At 68.8% G+C, this 18,491-nt stretch carries 18 protein-coding genes and 1 pseudogene; 5 read left to right on the top strand and 14 right to left on the bottom strand.

Annotated elements, in window-relative coordinates; genetic code table 11:
- Positions 1-1,230, bottom strand: coding sequence for a styrene monooxygenase/indole monooxygenase family protein (locus tag G0Q01_RS05275; protein ID WP_164189729.1), 1,230 nt, complete (start codon positions 1,228-1,230; stop codon positions 1-3).
- 37 nt (positions 1,231-1,267) lie between these two features.
- The gene (locus tag G0Q01_RS05270) at positions 1,268-2,044 is read right to left on the bottom strand and encodes an SDR family oxidoreductase (protein ID WP_164189726.1); all 777 of its coding nucleotides are present in this window, start codon (positions 2,042-2,044) and stop codon (positions 1,268-1,270) included.
- Positions 2,045-2,193: 149 nt separating this feature from the next.
- On the opposite strand from G0Q01_RS05270, the gene G0Q01_RS05265 reads away from it, so the two are divergent.
- Positions 2,194-3,207 (top strand): AraC family transcriptional regulator, encoded by a 1,014-nt coding sequence (locus G0Q01_RS05265; RefSeq protein ID WP_164189724.1) that lies wholly within the window; start codon positions 2,194-2,196, stop codon positions 3,205-3,207.
- A gap of 41 nt (positions 3,208-3,248) precedes the next feature.
- Here G0Q01_RS05265 and G0Q01_RS05260 read toward each other — a convergent pair whose 3' ends face one another.
- From G0Q01_RS05260 to hmgA, 8 genes are all read right to left on the bottom strand, one after another.
- Positions 3,249-5,120 (bottom strand): heavy metal translocating P-type ATPase, encoded by a 1,872-nt coding sequence (locus tag G0Q01_RS05260; RefSeq protein WP_164189722.1) that lies wholly within the window; start codon positions 5,118-5,120, stop codon positions 3,249-3,251.
- Positions 5,121-5,244: 124 nt separating this feature from the next.
- Complete coding sequence (locus tag G0Q01_RS05255; RefSeq protein WP_164189720.1) at positions 5,245-5,721, bottom strand: MarR family transcriptional regulator; 477 nt, start codon at positions 5,719-5,721, stop codon at positions 5,245-5,247.
- A gap of 50 nt (positions 5,722-5,771) precedes the next feature.
- Positions 5,772-6,407 carry a maleylacetoacetate isomerase gene (maiA, locus tag G0Q01_RS05250; protein ID WP_164189717.1) on the bottom strand — a complete coding sequence of 212 codons (636 nt, stop codon included), beginning with the start codon at positions 6,405-6,407 and terminating at the stop codon, positions 5,772-5,774.
- The gene (locus tag G0Q01_RS05245) at positions 6,400-6,594 is read right to left on the bottom strand and encodes a DUF2783 domain-containing protein (RefSeq protein ID WP_108970559.1); all 195 of its coding nucleotides are present in this window, start codon (positions 6,592-6,594) and stop codon (positions 6,400-6,402) included. Before G0Q01_RS05245 ends, maiA begins: the two co-directional genes overlap by 8 nt.
- Positions 6,594-8,207 (bottom strand): FAD-dependent oxidoreductase, encoded by a 1,614-nt coding sequence (locus G0Q01_RS05240; protein ID WP_164189715.1) that lies wholly within the window; start codon positions 8,205-8,207, stop codon positions 6,594-6,596. The genes G0Q01_RS05245 and G0Q01_RS05240 overlap by 1 nt, the downstream gene beginning before the upstream one ends.
- Before the next feature lie 99 nt (positions 8,208-8,306).
- Complete coding sequence (locus G0Q01_RS05235) at positions 8,307-9,257, bottom strand: MBL fold metallo-hydrolase (RefSeq protein WP_164189713.1); 951 nt, start codon at positions 9,255-9,257, stop codon at positions 8,307-8,309.
- A gap of 11 nt (positions 9,258-9,268) precedes the next feature.
- Complete coding sequence (gene fahA, locus G0Q01_RS05230) at positions 9,269-10,510, bottom strand: fumarylacetoacetase (protein WP_164189710.1); 1,242 nt, start codon at positions 10,508-10,510, stop codon at positions 9,269-9,271.
- Positions 10,511-10,636: 126 nt separating this feature from the next.
- Positions 10,637-12,004: a homogentisate 1,2-dioxygenase gene (gene hmgA, locus G0Q01_RS05225; RefSeq protein WP_164189708.1), complete on the bottom strand. Its 1,368-nt coding sequence runs from the start codon at positions 12,002-12,004 to the stop codon at positions 10,637-10,639.
- Between the two features lie 74 nt (positions 12,005-12,078).
- Between hmgA and G0Q01_RS05220 the strand changes: the two genes are divergently transcribed.
- Positions 12,079-12,537, top strand: a complete 459-nt coding sequence (locus G0Q01_RS05220) for a MarR family winged helix-turn-helix transcriptional regulator (RefSeq protein WP_164189706.1) — start codon at positions 12,079-12,081, stop codon at positions 12,535-12,537.
- 132 nt (positions 12,538-12,669) lie between these two features.
- Entirely contained in the window at positions 12,670-13,332 is a 663-nt protein-coding gene (locus G0Q01_RS05215; RefSeq protein WP_164213058.1) for a 3'-5' exonuclease, read from the top strand.
- A gap of 62 nt (positions 13,333-13,394) precedes the next feature.
- On the opposite strand, the gene G0Q01_RS05210 is transcribed toward G0Q01_RS05215, so the two are convergent.
- From G0Q01_RS05210 to G0Q01_RS05195, 4 genes are read right to left on the bottom strand one after another with little or no spacing between them, the layout of a single operon-like run.
- Positions 13,395-14,342, bottom strand: a complete 948-nt coding sequence (locus G0Q01_RS05210) for an ABC transporter substrate-binding protein (protein WP_164189702.1) — start codon at positions 14,340-14,342, stop codon at positions 13,395-13,397.
- 28 nt (positions 14,343-14,370) lie between these two features.
- Positions 14,371-15,162 (bottom strand): ABC transporter ATP-binding protein, encoded by a 792-nt coding sequence (locus G0Q01_RS05205; protein WP_164213057.1) that lies wholly within the window; start codon positions 15,160-15,162, stop codon positions 14,371-14,373.
- A gap of 4 nt (positions 15,163-15,166) precedes the next feature.
- Positions 15,167-15,997: an ABC transporter permease gene (locus G0Q01_RS05200; protein ID WP_108970550.1), complete on the bottom strand. Its 831-nt coding sequence runs from the start codon at positions 15,995-15,997 to the stop codon at positions 15,167-15,169.
- Positions 15,988-17,127, bottom strand: a complete 1,140-nt coding sequence (locus G0Q01_RS05195) for an aryl-sulfate sulfotransferase (protein WP_203594913.1) — start codon at positions 17,125-17,127, stop codon at positions 15,988-15,990. Before G0Q01_RS05195 ends, G0Q01_RS05200 begins: the two co-directional genes overlap by 10 nt.
- Positions 17,128-17,282: 155 nt before the next feature.
- Here G0Q01_RS05195 and G0Q01_RS27285 point away from each other — a divergent pair.
- Together G0Q01_RS27285 and G0Q01_RS05190 are read left to right on the top strand one after the other, a co-directional pair.
- Positions 17,283-17,444, top strand: a pseudogene (locus tag G0Q01_RS27285) (LacI family DNA-binding transcriptional regulator); the annotation flags it as partial.
- Between the two features lie 69 nt (positions 17,445-17,513).
- Entirely contained in the window at positions 17,514-18,308 is a 795-nt protein-coding gene (locus G0Q01_RS05190) for a substrate-binding domain-containing protein (protein WP_370457160.1), read from the top strand.
- Positions 18,309-18,491: the final 183 nt, after the last annotated feature.

Genomic DNA, 18,491 nt, shown 5'->3' with positions numbered 1-18,491 from the left:
TCATGCGGCCTTCAGGCTGGTCAGATAGCTGCCGGCGGCGTCGGGATCGGCGAACCACGGGAAGAAGTCGCGCGGGTCGTTGAAGCCGTTGGCAATGCGGTGCGCCAGGTCGGGCAGCACCTGCGCCGAGCCCATCAGCTCGAGCACGAAGGGCGGCGGCGGCAGCAGCATCATGTTGGTCCAGCGGACCACCCATTGCGCGTAGGTCCAGAAGGTCTCGAAGGTGGCGCGCATCCAGGCCTCGTCGAAGGCGGCATCGCCGCGGGCCACGATCGCGTCCAGATAGACCGCCGCGGCCTTGGCGGCGTTGTTCGCGCCCTGTCCGGTGATCGGGTCATTCAGACAGACCGCATCGCCGAGCCCGAGGATCCGGGCGCCCGAGGGCAGGGTGCCGACGGGCTTGCGCACGGTCGGCGGGAAACGCCCAGCAAGGATGCCGTTGTCGTCGGTCAGCTCGATATTGGCGCAGCGCTCGGCTTCCCAGGGCAGGAAGCTGTGCAGGATCTCCCGCGACCGGGCGAGGTGCTCGGCGGGCGTGGAGACGTCCTTCCAGCAATCCATCGGGCCCTCTGGCACGCCTTCGAAGACCATGATCTCGCAGGGGCCGCTGAGGGTCAGCGCGGGGAAGACGAAATACTCGCCGACGCCGGGGATCAGGTTGAAGCTCACCGCCGAATGCTCGGGGCGCGGGGTCATGCCGTGCACATAGGTCAGCGCCAGCGCGCGCTGCGGCGCGGCAAAAGGCGAGCGCTCGGCGTCGCGCTCGAAGAGCTTGCCGATCTCGCCCTTGCCCGAGGCGACGATCACCAGATCCGCCGATTTTGCCTCGCGCTCGAGCAGGGCGATGTCGGCGGTGGCGATCTCCATCTTGCCGCCGAGCCGCTCGAACTCCTCGATCCAGCGCGGCATCTTCACCCGTTGGTCGATGGATTGCGCCTTGCGGTCAAGCCGGGCCGACCATTCGACGGCCTTGCCCGGACCCTCGGGGTTCGGGACGGTGAAGGAAATGCCCTCGACCGGCGGACAGGCGTCTTCCCAGAAGTTGATCCCGAGATCCCGCTCGAGCTGCAGCGCCGCGTCGAACTGGCACTGCGAGGACATGACCCGCCCGGCGGCGAGCTCTGGCCCGGTGCGGTCCTGGATGATCTTGACCTCGTAGCCCTTCTGCACGAGGCCGATGCCGAGTTGCAGGCCGGACTGACCGCCGCCCACGATGGAAATGCGTTTCATTGTTCTCTCCTGTTGGCTTTTGCTTTTGCGGACCGGGTCAGTCCATCAGGCGCGGGATGGCCGGCTCGGCGCGCTCGGGGCCCATGGCGGTGTAGCCGCCGTCGACGCGGATGTCGGTGCCGGTGATGAAGCTCGCTTCGTCCGAGCAGAGGAACATCACCGTCGAGGCGACCTCCTCGGGATGCCCGACCCGCGGGAAAAGGTGGAAATCACCCCCCACGGCATCGGTCTTGGCCCGGTCGCCGCCGGTCAGGCTGTCCATGATGTTGGACCAGGTCCAGCCGGGCGAGACCGCGTTGACGCGGATGCCGTCGGGCGCGAGATCCATCGCCTGATTGCGGGTGAGCTGCAGGATCGCCGCCTTGGACACCGGGTAGAGCCAGCGACCGGTTTGCGCCACGCGGGCCGAGATCGAGCCGAAATTGACGATGGATCCCTTGGTCTTGCGCAGCTCCTCGCGGGCCGCCTGCATCAGCATGACCGAGCCGACAAGGTTCACATCCAAAGCTTCAAGCCATTCCGCGCGCGTGCTTTCCGCGCCGTTGTCGACATAGGTCGCGGCGACGTTCACCAGAAAATCGATGCGGCCGAAGCGGTCCTTGGCGGTTTGCACGACGCGGGCGATATCCGCGTCAGAGCGCAGGTCGGCCTGCACGAAGACCACGCCGTCACCGGCCAGCTTTTCGCCGTTCTGGGCGTCGATATCCGCGATGATCACCTTCACGCCATGCGATTTGAACGCCTCGACAACGGCAACGCCGATCTTCGTGGCACCGCCGGGCACGATGGCGACTTTGTCTCTCAATCCACGCATTGCGCGCTCCCTGTGTGTCATTTTTCTGAAATGAAAGCTTGCAGGGGGGCCGCGGATGCGCGCTATCCTGATTGCGCAGCCGGGATCCGGATTGCGCAAATTATGTTTTAGAACTGAAGGAAGACCCCGACGCGAGCATGGAGCATCTCATGGGCCAGCTTCAGACCGGTCCCGAGGGACCGCAGGGATTGCCGCTTGGCAACCATCGTCTCTTTGCAACGGCGGATCTGGACGAGGCGCGGGCCCGGGTGGCGCAGGTCTATTGCGATCATCGCCTCGAGGTGATGGGACGGGGGCCGCTGGCGGCGCGGCACAACCGGCTAGACGGGCAGGACCTGTCGATCAACGTGCTGACCTATGGCGCGAAGACCCAGATCGCGCCGGGCCCGCTCGAGCAATTCTATCTCTTCCAGTTTCCCCTGCACGGCCATGCCTCGGTGAACACCGGCGCGCGCGGCTACGAGATCGGCGGCGGCAGCGGCGGGGTGCTCAATCCCGACGATGAGGTCAGCATGATCTGGAGCGAGCACTGCGTGCAGCTCATGCTGCAGATCGACCGGCGCGCGCTGGAGCAGGCGGCGCGGGCAGAGTTCGGGCTGCCGCACCGCGCGGCGCTGCGCTTTGACGGCCCGAAGGCGCTGACGGGCGGAGAGGGGAGCTCGTTTCTCGGCCTGCTGCAGTTCGTGATCTCCGAGACGCAGCGCGGGGCCGCCCTGCTGGGGCGGGGCTCGGCGCTGGGGCGGCAACTCGAGCGCACGCTGCTGGTGGGCCTCTTGCAGTCGCAGGTCCGGCCGACCGAGGCCGACGCGCCCAGCCCTCGTCCGGGCCATGCGCCGCGCGTGGTGCGCCGCGCCGAGGAGTTCATGCGCGAGAACCTTGGCGCGGCGCTGATGATCGAGGACATCGCCAGCGCGGCCGGGACAAGCGTGCGCTCGCTGCAGGCGGCGTTTCGCGCCCGCCACGGCTGTGGCCCGATGACCGTGCTGCGCGACATGCGGCTGGAGCGCGCATGGGAGGATCTGTCGAACCCCGGCGCCGACACGCGGGTCACCGATGTGGCGACCGGGCTCGGCTTCTTCCACCTCGGCCGGTTCTCGGAACACTACCGCAGGAAATTCGGCTGTTCTCCGGTCGAAACGCTGCGCAGCGCGCTGCGGGCCTGAGCCGGGCACTGTCGCCGAGGCTCAGCATCCCGGTGCCCCGGCTAGGTGATCTCCGGCAGCGGCCCGCGCGGCGTGATGCGCACGGCGCGGAGCGCGTTCAGGATCACCGCCACGTCGATCACCTCCTGCAGCACCGCGCCCTCGACCGGTTCAAGATATCCCAGAGCTGCGGCGATCATCCCGACCACCGACAGGCCGATCCCGGCCACGACGCTCTGCAGCGCGATCCGCCGGGCGTCGCGGGCGATCGCGATTCCGGCGACCAGCGGGTCGATCCTGTCCACCAGCAGCACCACGTCGGCCGCCTCCGCCGAGGCGGCAGCGCCCCGCGCGCCCATGGCCACGCCGATGTCCGCGGCGGCAAGGGCGGGCGCGTCATTGACGCCGTCGCCAACCATCATCACCGGCCCGCCCTCGCGTTCGCTGTGCACCAGCGCGACCTTCGCGTCAGGGGTGAGATCGCCGTGAATCGCGTCGAACCCAAGCCCGTCGGTCACCCGGGCGGCCACCTCGGGGCGGTCTCCCGTGGCGAGCACGAGCCGCGCGATGCCCTCGCGGCGCAGGCCCTGCAGCGCCACGCTCGCGCCGTCGCGCAGCGGGTCGGCCATCACCAGATGGCCCGCCGGGCACCCGTCGAGCGCCACGGCGACGACCACCGCGCCCGCCCCCGGCGGTGCGGGGCGCAGGTCGGGCGCGTCGAGCGCGGCCTGGACGTAGCTGAAGCCCCCGACCCGGAGGCTGTGCCCCTCGACCATGCCCGCGACGCCTTCGCCGGGCGACTCGTGCACCTCTGACGGGGTGGCGAGCGTCAGCCCGCGGGACTTCGCGGCCGCGACGATCGCCTGCGCTATGGGGTGCCGGGAGACCTGGTCGAGCGAGGCGGCAAGGCGCAGCAGCGCATCCTCGGACAGGCCATCCCTGCGCTCGATCCGGGTGATCTGCGGCCGACCGTCGGTGAGCGTGCCGGTCTTGTCGAGCACCAGCGTGTGGGTGCGGGCCATGGCCTCGAGCGGCTTCGCGCCCTTCACCAGCACGCCGAAGTGCGCCGCGCGCGACAGGCCCGCGACCAGCGCCACCGGCACCGCGAGGATGAGCGGGCAGGGGGTGGCGATCACCAGAACCGCCACGGCACGGACCGGATCCGAACTGGCCCACCAGGCGGCAAGCGCGATCGCCACGGCCACCAGCAGGAACCCCAGCGACCAGCGGTCGGCAAGCCGCGCCATCGGCGCCTTCGAGCGCTGCGCCGCCTCGACGAGGCGGACGATCCCCGCATAGGTGCTCTCCTCCGCCCGCCGCGTGGCGATCATGTCGAAGGGCTCGCCCGCGTTGGTCGCGCCGCTCATCGCCTCGGCCCCCGCTGCCAGGTGCTGCGGCAGCGACTCGCCGGTCAGCGCCGAGCTGTCGAGAAAGGCGCCCGCCGAGAGGATCGTGCCATCGACGGGCACCACGTCGCCCTGGGGGATGAGCAGCCGGTCGCCGGGGGCGATCTCGTCGAGCGGCACGCGATCGATCTGCCCGTCCCGATGGCGCATCGCGAACCGCGGCACACGTGAGAGCAGCGCACGCATTTCGCGCCGCGCCCGCCCCTCGGCGAGGGCCTCGAGCAGCGTGCCGCCCGAATACATAACCGCGACGATGCAGGCCGCGAGGGTTTCGCCGAACAGCAGCGCCGCGCTCATCGACAGGGCGGCCAGCACGTCGAGCCCCACGTCGCCGCGCCGGATGCTGCCGACGATCTCGAAGAGCAGCGCGACGAGGGCGGGCAGGGTGCCGGCCATGAGGGCGGCGCGCGCCGTGGCCGGCAGGCCGGAGAACTGCAGGGCGAGCCCCGCCAGGAGCCCCGCCAGCGCCAGCCCGAGGGTTGCCGTCTTTACCCGGTCGATGCGGAAGGTTTCGGACTGGCCCTGCATGGTGTCCCCGTGGCTGGATGGCGTCTTGAGCTGCGGACATTCGGCACCCGGGGCATGCGCTCCGCGATGCCGAATGGGACACCATTTGCGGCGAGGAGGCAATGTGGTCGCTGCGCGGGCGGGGCTAGTCCGAGGCCGGCCCGTCGCAGTCCGAGATGAAGGCGTCGAGCAAGGCGATCAGGGACTGGTAGCGGTCCCTGCCGAACCGCTCGGCGAAGGCGTCGGTGATCGCGCGCGAGGCCGGGGTGAAGCGCCTCACCAAGGCGCGACCCGCCGCGGTCACCGTGACAACCTGCCGGCGGCGGTTCCGAGGGTCCTGCACCCGCTCCACCAGCGCCCGCGCGACCATGGACTGCAGGATCCGCGAGACCGAGGCCGGTTGCAGGCAGGCCGCCTCGGCCAGCCCCTGCACCGAACAGGGGCCGGTTTCAAGGAGCACGCGCAGGATGCGCCATTGCGGCTCGCTCACCCCGGCCTCGGCCAGCATCGGGCGCAGCTCGCGCAGCAGCGCCTCGCGCGCGCGGATGAGCGCGATGGGCAGCGACTGGGTGGTCGGAACGAGTGCCTGTTGCTCTTGCGCGGCGTTGGTCATCGGGGTCATCGGGGTCCTGCCTTGGAGCTGCGGGCGCCACTGCCCGGGCACGGTTCGGATCAGACGGCGGCGGGGAGCCGCGCCTCGGGCGCGGCGCGGCGGAAGGCGTCAAGCTCCGCGCAGGCTCGCGCGACGCGGGTGATCCGCGTCAGATCGCTGGTCTCCACCCCCCAGCGCGCGGCGTTGTAGAGCTGCGGGATCAGGCACAGGTCGGCCTGGGTCAGCGCGGCGCCCATGCAATAGGGGCCGGTCTCGTCGAGCATCGCCTCCACCGCCTCGAGCCCGGGGCGGATGAAGTGGCGCATCCAGTCGGCGCGGGTGTCGTCCCGCCCGGTCAGCGCGGCGGCATGGGCCGCGACGCGCAGGTTGCAGACCGGGTGCACATCGCAGGCAATGGCCAGCGCGATGGCGCGCATCCGCGCCGCCTGCGCCGGTGCCTCCGGGCGCAGCGACAGCCGGCCGGTCTCCTCGAGGTACTCGAGGATGGCGAGGCTCTGGGTCAGGCGCAACCCGTCAATCTCGAGCACCGGCACGAGCCCCTGCGGGTTGCGCGCCAGATGCGCGGCGCTGCGCTGATCGCCGGCCATGAGGTCCACCGGGCGGCATTCCCAGTCGATCCCCGAGAGGGTCAGCGCGATGCGCACCCGCCAGCTGGCGGACGAGCGCCAGTAGTCGTAGAGCACCGCGTCAGCCATAGGAGCGCGCCGTCTCGAGGATCGTCTTCAGCGCATCCACGTCCCCGAGGCGGTTGGCCAGCAGCAGCACGATCCGCACGTTGAGCGCGTGGCTCTGCGCCTCGGTCAGCCCCTCGTGCGCCGCCATGAGCGCCTCGTAGGCCTCGTCCCCGCGGGCGCCGAGCCCCATCTCGTAGATCTCGCGCATCACGCCATCTCCCTTTCGCAGCTGCGGCCCATGGCGCGGGCCAGCGCCTCTCTCAATGCCGGCTCTGGTACTTCGCCGTGGAACACCGCCGCCGCATGGCCATCGGGCCGCACGAGATAGGCGACCCCGGTGCCATAGCGCTGCAGCGCATAGCCCGCGCAGTCGTCATGGCTGGGGTAGGGGCGGTCCGACTGGCCGATGCCGAGACGCCGCACACCCACGTCGGGCAGCGCGATCTCACCAAAGCCGACCAGCGTGAAGGCTCCCTGCAGCAGGGGCAGCAGCCAGCCGTTGCCCACCGGCGCGTCGACCATCGGCTGACCGGGGCGCACGAGGCCCTCGCCCGGGGTCTGCAGCGCAAAGCCCTCCAGCGAGCAGGGCAGCGAGAGCCGCCCCGAGTTGATCAGCCGCCGCGCAAAGGGCTGGTCGTGGGCCATGCGCAGCGTCTCGCGGCGGAAGAGGGCCTCGATGGGGGTCTTCGGCGTCATGAAGTTGGTCGAGCGGGCGGAGTTGAGGATGTTTTCCGCCGAGCCGTGGCTGCGCTCCTCGTGGTAGCTCTCGATCAGCGTCTCATCCGCCGCGCCCTTCAGCACCGCCGCCAGCTTCCAGCCGAGGTTGTCCACATCCTGAATGCCGCCATTGCCGCCGCGCGCGCCGAAGGGGCTGACCACATGGGCGCTGTCGCCGACAAAGACCACGCGGCCATGCACGAACCGCTCGAGCTTGATGCAGCGGAACTTGTAGACCGACAGCCAGTCGAGCCGAAACGGGCGGTCGCCGACGATGGCCTTGATGCGCGGGACGACCTTTTCCTCGCTGGCCTCGAGCTTGGCATCGGCGCCAAGGTCGAGCTGCAGGTCGATGCGGTAGATATTGTCGGGCTGCGCGTGCAGCAGCGCCGATTTGCCCGGGTGGAACGTGGGATCGAACCAGAACCAGCGCTCTGCGATGCCGGGATCGCCGAAGGGGCTCTGGTCCATCTCGATGTCGGCGATGAGGAACTGCTCCTCGAAGGTCTGGCCGGTGAAGTCGAGCCCCATGCGCTCGCGCGTTGCCGATTTCACCCCGTCGCAGGCCAGCAGCCAGTCCGCCGCCAGCTCGTAGGGGCCCTCGGGGGTCTCGACGGTCAGCGTCACGCCTTCGGCGCTGGCAGCATGGTCCACCACCTTCGACAGGAAGCGCACGTCGATCAGCTCGGGAAATTCGCGGGCCCGCTCGAGCAGGTACTGCTCGACGTAATATTGCTGAAGGTTGATGAAGGCCGGGTACTTGTGGCCCTCCTCGGGCAGCAGGTCGAAGCTGTAGACCTCCTCGTCGCCGTGGAACAGCCGCCCGACCTTCCAGGTCACGCCCTTTTCGAGCATGCGCTCGCCGACGCCGAGCCGGTCGAAGATCTCGAGCGTGCGCTTGGCCCAGCAGATCGCCCGGCTGCCGACCGAGACGACGTTGTTGTCGTCGAGCACCACCGAGCGGATGCCCTGCAGCGCCAGGTCGATCGCCATGGCCAGACCGATGGGGCCGGCGCCGACGATGGCCACCGGCGCGCCGGTGGCGGTGCCGTCAAGCTCGGGCGGTCGCACGAAGGGCTGCGGGGCGTAGCTGTATGCGGGCATTCTCTCTCCTCCCTTGGTCGCGCGGCCGGGCTCCTCCACCGGGCCGCGCGGGGGTGTTCTCGTATCGTGTCCGGCGCGGCACCCCGCGCCGAACGGCGCTCAGCCCTGCAGGTCGGCCCACATCTGCTGGTCGCGCTCGGCGGTCCAGACGCGCGGCGTGTCGATGCCACGGGCCTCGTCGTAGGCGCGGGCCACGTTGAACGGCAGGCAATGCTCGTAGATCGCGTATTCGGCGAACTTCGGATCGCACTCGGCGCGCACCGCGTCCCAGGCTTCCTTGAGCGAGCCGCCTCGGGCCACGACGCGGGCCACCGGCTTGTAGGTCGAGCGCACGAAATCGGCGGTGTTCTCCAGCGCCTGCGCCACCTGCGCCTCGCCCACCAGCGCGTCGCCGCGACCCGGCGCGATGGCCTTGGGCTCGTAGAAGGCGATATTGGCCAGCGTCTCGGGCCAATCGGCGAAATGGCCGTCGCCGCAGTAGCAGGCCGAGTGGAACTCGACGATGTCGCCGGTGAACATCACCTCCTGGTCGGGCACCCAGATCACCGCGTCGCCGGCGGTATGGGCGCGGCCGAGGTGCATGATGTCGACCCGGCGCTTGCCGAGGTAGGCGGTCATCCGGTCGCTGAAGGTGGTGGTGGGGCGGGTCAGCCCGGGGATTTCCTCGTGCCCCTGGAAGAGCCGCGGGAAGCGGCCGAACTCGCTGTCCCAGTCCTCCTGACCGCGCTCCTCGACCATGGCGGCAGCGGTATCGGACATGATGATCTCGCGCGCGCCATAAGCCGAGGCGCCGAGCACCCGCACCGCATGATAATGCGTCAGCACCAGATGGCTGATCGGCTTGTCGGTGACCGAGCGCACGCAGTCCATCACCTTGCGCGCCAGCCGCGGGGTGGCCTGCGCCTCGACGATCATCACGCTTTCGTCGCCGATGATGACGCCGGTGTTGGGATCACCCTCGGCGGTGAAGGCATAGAGCCCCTCGCCCACCTCGGTGAAGCTGATCTTCTTTTCTTCCATGTCGCCTTGCGACGCGAATGCCTTGGCCATGAGAGCCTCCTTTATTCCTTTGTCCAGTCGGGCCGCGGCACGGCGGGCAGGACCTTGCCCGAACACGCGCCGAAGCCGATGCGGTAGCCGTCGCCCTGCGCGGCCCCCCGAAGTGTCAGCGTGTCGCCATCCTCGAGAAAACTGCGGGTCGCGCCGCCGGGCAGTTCGAGCGGCTCCTTGCCGCCCCAGCTGATCTCCAGCAGCGAGCCGCGGCTGTCCGGCGTCGCGCCCGAGATGGTGCCCGAGCCCAGCATGTCGCCGGTGCGCATGGCGCATCCGCTACTTGTGTGATGGCAAAGCTGTTGCGCGGCAGAGTAGTACATCTGCGAATAATTGGTGCGCGAGATCACCGTCTCCGCGCCGCCCTCGGGGGCCAGCGCCACCTCGAGGTCGATGTCGTAGAGCATCGGTCCCGGCTCGCGCAGGTAGGGTAGCAGCTCGCGCTCGCGCTCCGGTGTCGCGGTGCGGAAGGGCGCCAGCGCCGCGGCGGTGACGATCCAGGGGCTGATCGTGGTCGCCGTCGCCTTCGACTGGAACGGGCCCAGCGGCTGGTACTCCCAGGCCTGGATGTCGCGCGCCGACCAGTCGTTGAGCAGCACGTAGCCGAAGATCATCGCGTCGGCCTCGGCGACCGAGACCATGCCCTGCGAGGGCATGCCGACGATCGCGCCCATCTCCAGCTCGAGATCGAAGCGGCGGCAGGGCTCGAAGACCGGCAGCTCGGCGTCGGGCAGTTTCAGCTGGCCCCAGGGCCGGCGCACCTCGGTGCCCGAAACCACCACCGAAGAGGCGCGGCCATTGTAGCCGATGGGGATCGACAGCCAGTTCGGCGGCAGCGCGTTCTCGGGTCCCCGGAACATCGAACCGACGTTGAAGGCGTGGTTCTTGGCGGCATAGAAATCGGTGTATTCGCTGACGGCGAAGGGCATCAGCAGCGACACGCCCTCCAGCGGCACGAGGTGCGGCGCCACCGCGGCGCGATGCGCCTCATCGCCTAGGAGCTCGGTCAGCCGCGCGCGCAGCGCCGCCCAGACCTCGGGGCCCGCCGCCATCACCGCGTTCCACGCGGGCGCGGCAAAAAGCGCCGGATCCTGCCCATGGTCCACCGCGCCCACGTCCAGCACGAAGTCCCCGATCGCCACGCCCATGCGCGCGCCGCGGCCATCGTCGAAGACCCCGTAGGGCAGGTTGTTCAGCGGGAAATCGCACTCGGGCTCATTGGCCCCGCCGACCCAGCTCTGCATCAGGTTCATTGCAGTCCTTCCAGAGGCATCCCGCCCCTTCTTCTCTTTCCAATACGCCGGGCCAAGGACGCCGGGGGTGAGTTTCCCGCGGGCCAAGAAGGGCCGGCGGCGCCATCCCCCCTTTCCCGCGTCGACTCAGTCCCAGTTGCCCTCGGGCGTGCCGTCGAAGCGTTTCTTCAGGCTGTCCCAACAGTCGATGTAATCGTCCTGCAGCGGCGCCTCCTTGGCGGCGAAGCGCGTCAGGTGCTGCGGGAAGCGGGTCTCGAACATGAAGCTCATCGTGTTGTCGAGCTTGCCCGGCTTCAGCTCGCCGAAGCTGGCCTTCTCGAAGGCCTCGTTGTCCGGACCGTGCGGCAGCATCATGTTGTGCAGGCTCATCCCCCCCGGCACGAAGCCCTGCGGCTTGGCGTCATATTCGCCGTAGATATTGCCCATCAGCTCGGACATGACGTTCTTGTGGTACCACGGCGGTCGGAAGGTGTTCTCGGCGACCATCCAGCGCTCGCGGAACAGCACGAAGTCGATGTTGGCGGTGCCCTCGACGCCCGAAGGCGCGGTCAGCACGGTGAAGATCGACGGGTCGGGGTGATCGAAGAGGATCGCGCCGACCGGGCAATAGGTGCGCAGGTCGTATTTCACCGGCGCGTAATTGCCGTGCCAAGCCACCACGTCGAGCGGCGAGTGGCCGATCCAGGTCTCGTGGAACTGGCCCTGCCACTTGATCACCACGCGGCTTTTCGCGTCGCGGTCCTCGAAGGCGGCGACCGGCGTCTTGAAGTCGCGGCGGTTGGCCATGCAGTTGGCGCCGATCGGGCCGCGGCCCGGCAGGTCGAACTTCTGGCCGTAGTTCTCGCAGACGAAGCCGCGCGCCGGCCCGTCGATCACCTCCACGCGGTAGACCAGCCCGCGCGGCAGGATGGCGATCTCCTTGGGCTCGAGGTCGATCACCCCGAGCTCGGTGCAAAAGCGCAGCCGGCCCTCCTGCGGCACCACCAAAAGCTCGCTGTCGGCGGAATAGAAATACTCGTCCTGCATCGAGGCGGTGACGAGGTAGATGTGGCTGGCCATGCCGACCTGCGTGTAGACGTCGCCCGCCGTGGTCATCGTGCGCATGCCGGTGAGCCAGGTCAGGCTTTCCTGCGCATGCGGCACCGGATCCCAGCGGTACTGGCCAAGGCTGATCACGTCCGGATCGACGTTGGGCGCCGACTGCCAATAAGGCACGTCGATCTTCGAGAAGCGGCCAGTGTGCTTCACCGCCGGGCGGATGCGGTAGCACCAGGTGCGCTCGTTCTGATGGCTCGGCGCGGTGAAGGCGGTGCCGGAGAGCTGCTCGCCATAGAGACCGTAGGCGCAGCGCTGCGGCGAGTTCCTCCCGTCGGGCAGCGCACCGGGCAGGGCCTCGGTTTCGAAGTCATTGCCAAAGCCCGGCATGTACCCCTCGTGCAGCGCGCTGATGCCGGCCGCGCGTGTCAGCCCCGAGATCTTGCTCAGGTCATTCATCTCCGAAGTCCTCCCTCGACGTATCGATGACATGTTGTTAGTTACTTTTGTAACTAACAAGGGAGATTCTCGGAATGCTCAAACCTCGGGAAGAAGAGCGCGATCACTCTGATATCTTTGAACTTTCCGCTTTCACGCCCTATCTGCTCAACCAGGCAGCCGAGGCGCAGAGCGACGTGTTTTCAAGAAATTACCGCGATCTCTACGGGATGCTGCGGACCGAGTGGCGGGTGCTCTTCCACCTTGGCCGCCATGGCGACATGACCGCCAAGGAGATCTCGGAACGTGCCTCGATCCACAAGACGAAGGTCTCGCGCGCGGTGCGCGCGCTGGAGGAAAAGCGCTTCCTCGCGCGGGTCACCAGCCCCGAGGACCGGCGCAGCGAACGCCTGTCGCTGCGCCCGCCGGGGCAGGAGGCGTTTCGCCGCCTCTCCGCCGCGGCGCAGGACTATGAGGCCGCGCTCGAGCGCCGTCTCGGCAAGCGCGACGCGCGCAAGCTGCGGGATCTTCTGAAGCGGCTCGGCCATCCCTGAGCGCAGGGACGGGCCCGGGTGGTGGATCCCCGAAAGCGACGCGGGGGGCCTTTTCCCCGCGGGCGAGGTTGCCCTCGACCGCCTTCCCGAGGCAAACCGGTCCCGAGGCTGGGCAGGGAATTGGGGCAGAGCATGGGAAATGAACTCTTACGCGGCGCGTCACCGGGACAGGGACAGGGACAGGGACAGGGACAGGCAGGGGCCGGGCTCGCGGCAATCCTTCACAAGTCCTTCCGCTTCGTGGCGGTCGACGTCGAGACGGCGAACTCCGACGCAGGCAGCATCTGCCAGATCGGTCTTGCCTGCGTCAGCGACAGGGACGTCGAGAAGGTCGTTACCCTGCTGATCGACCCGAAGTGCAGGTTCGACGGCATGAATGTGCGGATCCATGGGATCACCGCCGCGCATGTGTCGGGCGAGCCCACGTTCGCGGCGCTCCTCGACGCGCTCGGGGACTTCCTCGAGCGACACCTGCTGGTCCAGCACAGCAGCTTCGACGCGCGCGCGATCCGCAGCGCCACCGAGGCCTGCGGCCGTCCCCCGCAGCCGCTGAAATGGCACGACAGCGTGAAGGTGGCGCGCCTCGCCTGGCCCGAGTTCAAGGGCAACGGCGGTCATGGTCTTGCCCATCTGAAGACGGCCCTGGGACTGGATTTCCGCCACCACGACGCGGGCGAGGATGCCCGCGCCGCGGCAGAGATCGTGCTCATGGCCGAAGCCCGCCTGCAAAAACCCTTTCCCGAGATCCTGGCGCCGCGGCCCGGCGGACGGCTGCGCAGACAGGTGGCGGTGTAGCGCGGGACAGAGCCGCGATCGCAGGACCGGGGCCCTTTGCAGGAAGGCCCCGGGCGTTGACCCTACTTCTGCGCGGCCTCCAGGGCGGCAGGGGCGAAATAGTCGGCCAGCGCGGCGTCGGAGAGCGGCTCTGCCTTGATCACGCCCTGCCCGAGGATCCAGTCGGCCTCGGAGCGGATCAGCTCGGCGAGCCCCTCGTCCAGCGTCAGGCCGATCTCCACGTCCTGCCACATGGTGGCCAGCGCCTCGGTCGAGATCGCGCCCTGCATCGAGGCCGACACCGCCGCCATCGCTGCCTCCGGGTCGGCGGCGACATCGGCATCCGCCTTGGCCAGCGCGCCCATGAAGGCGGCGAGCGTGTCAGACTTCTGGCCGGTCATCTCGGGCGTGGCGGCGAGGATGTAATGCACCTCGTAGCCCGGCGCGCGCAGCTCGAGGTAATCCTCGCCCAGCGTGTCCTTTGCCGCGCCGTAGAAGGTCGGGAAGGGGACGATGGCATCAACGTCACCGCGCACCACGGCGGGCACCAGATCCGGCGGCGCGGCCGAGACGATCTCGGCCTCGACGCCCGCGCCTTCGAGCGCCTTGTCGAGGAAATAGTGCACGTTGGTGCCGATGGTGGTCCCGATGCGGCGCCCGGCAAGGTCGGCAGGGCTGTCAAGTGGACCGGCCCCGGCATTGCCGATCACCCGCGAGCCGGTGAAGCGGGCAAGATCGCCGACGATGGCGAACTCCTGCCCCATCAGCGCGCCGGTGGCGGCGGGGAACTCGGCCATGAAGACCACGTCCACCTGCCCGCCGAGCAGCGCCTCGAAGCCCGCCCGGCCGGAGTTGAAGGGCACCAGTTCGACCTCGAGCCCGGCGTCGGTGAAATAGCCCTTCTCGAGCGCCAGGTCGACCTGCGGGGTCTGCGGGTTGGGGCTCCAGCCGAAGACGAGGCTCTCGGCCATGGCAAGGCCCGGGGTCAGCGCCAGCGCGGTTCCGAGGGCCAGTCTGGTCAATGCAGTCATTGTCTCTCTCCTGTTGGTTTCGGTAGGGTCAGTGCAGCTCGGCCAGCGCCTTCTGCGGGCGCAGCAGGCCGAGGATCTCTTCGCGGATGTCCAGCAGTTCCGAGCCCGACCGGTTGAAGGCGCGGGGCCGGGGCTGGCTCAGCGGGTAGTGGCGGATCAGCCGGCCCGGCGCATGGCTCATCACCCGCACGTCGTCGGCCAGAAGCAGCGCCTCGTCTACGTCGTGGGTGACAAAGAGCACCGTGGCACGGTGGCGCTCCCAGACCTTGAGCAGCAGCTCGTGCATGCCGATCCTTGTCTGCGCGTCGAGCGCCCCGAAGGGCTCGTCCATCAGCAGCACCTTGGGCTCGCAGGCCAGCGTGCGCGCGATGGCCACCCGCTGCTTCATGCCGCCCGAAAGTTCCTGCGGGAACTTCCCGGCATGCTGCTCGAGCCCGACCTCGGCCAGCGCGGCGCGGGCGCGGTCGATCTCCTCGGCCTTTGGCAGGCCGAAGCGGCGCAGCGCGAAGCGAACGTTGCCAAGCGCGGTGAACCACGGGAAGAGCGCGTATTGCTGAAAGATCACGCCGACCTTGTCCGATGGGCCGCGGACGGCGGCACCATCGATGGTGATCGCGCCCGACGAGGGCTCGACGAAGCCGCCGATGGCGTTCATCAGCGTGGACTTGCCGCAGCCCGAAGGCCCGATCAATGCGGTGAAGGTTCCCGGGTGCAGCCGCAGCGTCGTGGTCTCGAGCGCGGTGACCGGCCCCTGCTTGCCCTTGAAGGTGATGGCGACGTCGTTGATCCGCACGTCACCGTGGAGTGGCTTGGTGTCCATGATCCTACCCCTGCTGCCAGTGGACGATCCGGCGGCCGATGAGGTGCACGATCAGATCAACCGTGGCCCCCAGCGCACCGAGGATGATGAGAAGCGAGAACATCCGGTCGGTGCGGATATACTGCCGCGCCTCCTGCAGCCGGTAGCCAAGCCCAGAGGAGGCGCCCGACAGCTCGGCGGCGACGAGGCTCAGGAAGGCCAGCGCCACCCCGAGCCGCAGCCCGGCGAAGATGTAGGGGGCGGCGGCGGGGATCACCACGGTCAGGAACTCGCGCCGGCGCGAGGCGCCAAGACTGCGCGAGGCCCGCAGGTAGATGTCCGGCACGTATTCCATGCCGTGGTGGGTGTTGAACCAGACCGCGAGGAAGACCGTGTAGGAGATGACGAAATACTTCGAGCCCTCTCCGATGCCGAACCAGACGATGGCCACGGGCACCAGCGCGATCGCCGGGATCGGGCGCAGCAGCGACAGGAACGGCCCCAGCAGCGTGCGGACCAGCGCCACGCGCCCGGTCAGCAGCCCCAGCACCACGCCAAGCGAGGCGCCGATGGCAAAGCCGATGGCGGCGCGGCTGCAAGAGACCGCAAGATCCTTGGGCAGCGCGCCGGTCTGCCACATCTCCACCGTCGCAGACCAGACCGACCAGGGCGCCGGGAAGATCGCCTCGGGCACCAGCTTCAGCGCGCCCACGGCGGCCCAGATCGCCAGCACGAAGAGGAAGGAGAGCATGGGTTTTCCCATCTCGGCGCTCGCGGCAAGCGTACGGGCGGCGATCCGCGCGGGGCTCCGGCGCGGTCTCGGGCGGGCGGGCTGCCTCAGCTCTGTCACAGCCATGACACCTGCTCCTGCTTGTAGCGGTGCGCCCGGAAGCAGGAGTTGTGCGCGCCGAGGATGAACTTGGACAGCGGCTCGGGGTATTCGGCAAAATCGGGGATCACATATTCCCAGACCGTCTCGCCCTCGGGCGTCACCTCGAAGAGCCGGCCGAAGGCACTCTCGCAGATGAAGGTGTTGCCGTTCCACAGCCGCTGGCAGCCGCCCATGTAGGGCGAGAAGAACGAAGGCGGCATCGGGTCGGTGTAGCTCCAGACGGTCTTTCCGGTCGTCGGGTCGAACTCCAGCGCGCGCGAGAAGGGCGAGGTCGAGCCCTGCCGCAGGTTGCCGTTGTCGAAACACAGCACGCTGCCGCCCTCCATCTCGACCGGGGTGTGCTGCTGCGCCACCACATCGGGGCCGACGTGCCAGACCACCTTGCCGGTGCGCCGGTCCACGGCGATGACGCCCGAGGTGGTGCGCAGGCTCATCAACACAAGTCCGCCGCTGGTCACCGAAAGCCCGTTGATCATCGGCCAGTGCCGCCGGTCGAAAATGGCATGGATCGGGAAATCCGCCGGATCGAGGTGATCCCAGATGCGCCATTCCCAGACCGTCTCGCCCTTGCGGTTCACCTCGCGCACGATGTCGGACTGGATCACCCCGTCGGCGCCGTCCTTGCGGGGATCGCCGCCCTGCACCCGCGCCGCCTTTTCGGCGGGCAGGGGGGCGGCGACGGTGTAGAGCAGGTTGCCGTTCGCCAGCCATTGCGCGTCGTGGTGGTGGAAGATGTCCTCGTGGCGCCAGACGATCTCGCCCGAAGGGGTCGCCTCGTAGAAATCGCCGCCGTGCCAGAGATCCCAAGCCGGGTAGAGCGCCGCCGAGCTGGCATGGCTGCCGTTGTAGCCGAGGTTGCCGTTCGGCAAGATCACCGCGTCGCGCCCGGCGCGCACCGGCATCTGCCAGCGGTGCGCAAGGCTGCCGTCGATATCCACCAAGTCGACGCGGCCCTCGGCCGTCTGTCCGGCAAAGAGCGTGTAGCCCCCGGCACTTCGGACGGGGTCATGGGCGGTCAAACCGGTGCGGCGGCGGCGCAGCGTTACCTGCTCGACCGGCTTGGTTTCGGGGCGGGTCATCACATGGGCAGTCATCGGATCCTCCGTTCCATTAAATCGTTTTAACAACTCTTCTCACTTGCTGGCCCACCGTTAAAACGTTTTAATCGTCACGAGGGCGAAAAAGCCGATGCAGCAGGACTGCGCGCCGAAATTTTGTGCAGCCGGGGCGCCAACGGGGTGAGACGAGGATGAGCGGGCAGGTCAAAGCAGGGCAAAAGCGCGCCACGGTCGTGGATGTGGCGCGACTCGCCGGGGTCTCGCCGGGGACCGTCTCCAACGCGCTCAGCGGCAAGCGGCGCGTGGATGACGAGACCCGGGCGCGCATCGACCACGCGGTGCGCGAGCTGGGCTATGTGCCGAATATGGCGGCGCGGGGTATGCGGACCGGCCGCGCGAACACCATCGCGCTCTTCTCCTCCATGGCGACGGCAGTGGCGGCGGGTCCCTCGAAGCTCGGCTTCCTGATGGAAATCGCCGGCTCGGCGGCATTGGCGGCGCTGTCGCGCAACGTCGCGCTGGTGCTGGTGCCGCCGATCCGCGACCCCGAGACCGCGCTGCGCAACGTGCCGTTTGACGGCGCGCTGCTTGTCGAGCCGACGCGCGACGACCCGTTCCTTGCGCTGCTGGCCGCGCGCGAGGTTCCGACGGTGGCCATCGGCGAGGCGCATGGGGCGGTTTCGGCCCATGTCGATCTGAACTACGCGCAGACGGCGGACCTGCTGATCGATCACCTGCTCGAGGTCGGGGCGCGCAACGTCCCCTTGCTGATCGGGACCGGCGCCCGGCGCTACTACGAGGTGTTCGAGGCCCGCTACCGTCAGCGCGCGGCGCAGATCGGCATGACACCGACGGTGCTGCGCATCGACGAGGCGGAGGGAGAGGCCGGTGCCGCCCGCAGCGTCACCCGCCACCTCGCGGCACATCCGGAAACCGACGGCCTGCTGGTGCCGGTGGACGCCCAGGCCACAGGGGCCATGGACGCGCTGCGCCTGGCCGGTCTCAGCATTCCGGGGGATGTGCGCGTGGCGACGCGCTACGACGGACTTCGCGCGCGCGCGGAGACGCCGGCGCTGACCGCCGTCGACCTGCAGCTCGACTCCGTCGCCGCAACCGCCACGGATGCGCTGCTGAACCTCATCGAAGGCCATCCGGCAGCCACCCATCTGGCAAGCCCGCCGCCGACACTGATCGTGCGCGGATCGACGGTGCCGTGAGACCAATCAGGCTCAGGTCACGCCTTGCGCCACGGACAAAGCCGGATGACGCGCCGCATCCGGTCACGCGCGGTATTTACATAAACCAGATTACACGCGCGGTGCCTGTAAGCGCCAAGTTAGAATGTCTCACATGAGCAAAGCTGAAGTGTCACACTCCCCTGAATGGGCAGGATTGGAGTG

Origin of the sequence: Salipiger sp. PrR007, from assembly GCF_010499845.1 — a bacterium.
Classification (GTDB): Bacteria; Pseudomonadota; Alphaproteobacteria; order Rhodobacterales; family Rhodobacteraceae; genus Salipiger; species Salipiger pacificus_A.
The sequence above is the reverse complement of the archived record's forward strand: the minus strand, read 5'-3'. Positions and strand labels throughout refer to the sequence as shown.

Bases quoted from the DNA above. Each gene is read 5' to 3' on its own strand.
- G0Q01_RS05275 (WP_164189729.1), bottom strand. From the start codon at position 1,230: ATGAAACGCATTTCCATCGTGGGCGGCGGTCAGTCCGGCCTGCAACTC.
- G0Q01_RS05270 (WP_164189726.1), bottom strand. From the start codon at position 2,044: ATGCGTGGATTGAGAGACAAAGTCGCCATCGTGCCCGGCGGTGCCACG.
- G0Q01_RS05265 (WP_164189724.1), top strand. From the start codon at position 2,194: ATGGGCCAGCTTCAGACCGGTCCCGAGGGACCGCAGGGATTGCCGCTT.
- G0Q01_RS05260 (WP_164189722.1), bottom strand. From the start codon at position 5,120: ATGCAGGGCCAGTCCGAAACCTTCCGCATCGACCGGGTAAAGACGGCA.
- G0Q01_RS05255 (WP_164189720.1), bottom strand. From the start codon at position 5,721: ATGACCCCGATGACCAACGCCGCGCAAGAGCAACAGGCACTCGTTCCG.
- maiA (WP_164189717.1), bottom strand. From the start codon at position 6,407: ATGGCTGACGCGGTGCTCTACGACTACTGGCGCTCGTCCGCCAGCTGG.
- G0Q01_RS05245 (WP_108970559.1), bottom strand. From the start codon at position 6,594: ATGCGCGAGATCTACGAGATGGGGCTCGGCGCCCGCGGGGACGAGGCC.
- G0Q01_RS05240 (WP_164189715.1), bottom strand. From the start codon at position 8,207: ATGCCCGCATACAGCTACGCCCCGCAGCCCTTCGTGCGACCGCCCGAG.
- G0Q01_RS05235 (WP_164189713.1), bottom strand. From the start codon at position 9,257: ATGGCCAAGGCATTCGCGTCGCAAGGCGACATGGAAGAAAAGAAGATC.
- fahA (WP_164189710.1), bottom strand. From the start codon at position 10,510: ATGAACCTGATGCAGAGCTGGGTCGGCGGGGCCAATGAGCCCGAGTGC.
- hmgA (WP_164189708.1), bottom strand. From the start codon at position 12,004: ATGAATGACCTGAGCAAGATCTCGGGGCTGACACGCGCGGCCGGCATC.
- G0Q01_RS05220 (WP_164189706.1), top strand. From the start codon at position 12,079: ATGCTCAAACCTCGGGAAGAAGAGCGCGATCACTCTGATATCTTTGAA.
- G0Q01_RS05215 (WP_164213058.1), top strand. From the start codon at position 12,670: ATGGGAAATGAACTCTTACGCGGCGCGTCACCGGGACAGGGACAGGGA.
- G0Q01_RS05210 (WP_164189702.1), bottom strand. From the start codon at position 14,342: ATGACTGCATTGACCAGACTGGCCCTCGGAACCGCGCTGGCGCTGACC.
- G0Q01_RS05205 (WP_164213057.1), bottom strand. From the start codon at position 15,162: ATGGACACCAAGCCACTCCACGGTGACGTGCGGATCAACGACGTCGCC.
- G0Q01_RS05200 (WP_108970550.1), bottom strand. From the start codon at position 15,997: ATGGCTGTGACAGAGCTGAGGCAGCCCGCCCGCCCGAGACCGCGCCGG.
- G0Q01_RS05195 (WP_203594913.1), bottom strand. From the start codon at position 17,127: ATGACTGCCCATGTGATGACCCGCCCCGAAACCAAGCCGGTCGAGCAG.
- G0Q01_RS05190 (WP_370457160.1), top strand. From the start codon at position 17,514: ATGGCGACGGCAGTGGCGGCGGGTCCCTCGAAGCTCGGCTTCCTGATG.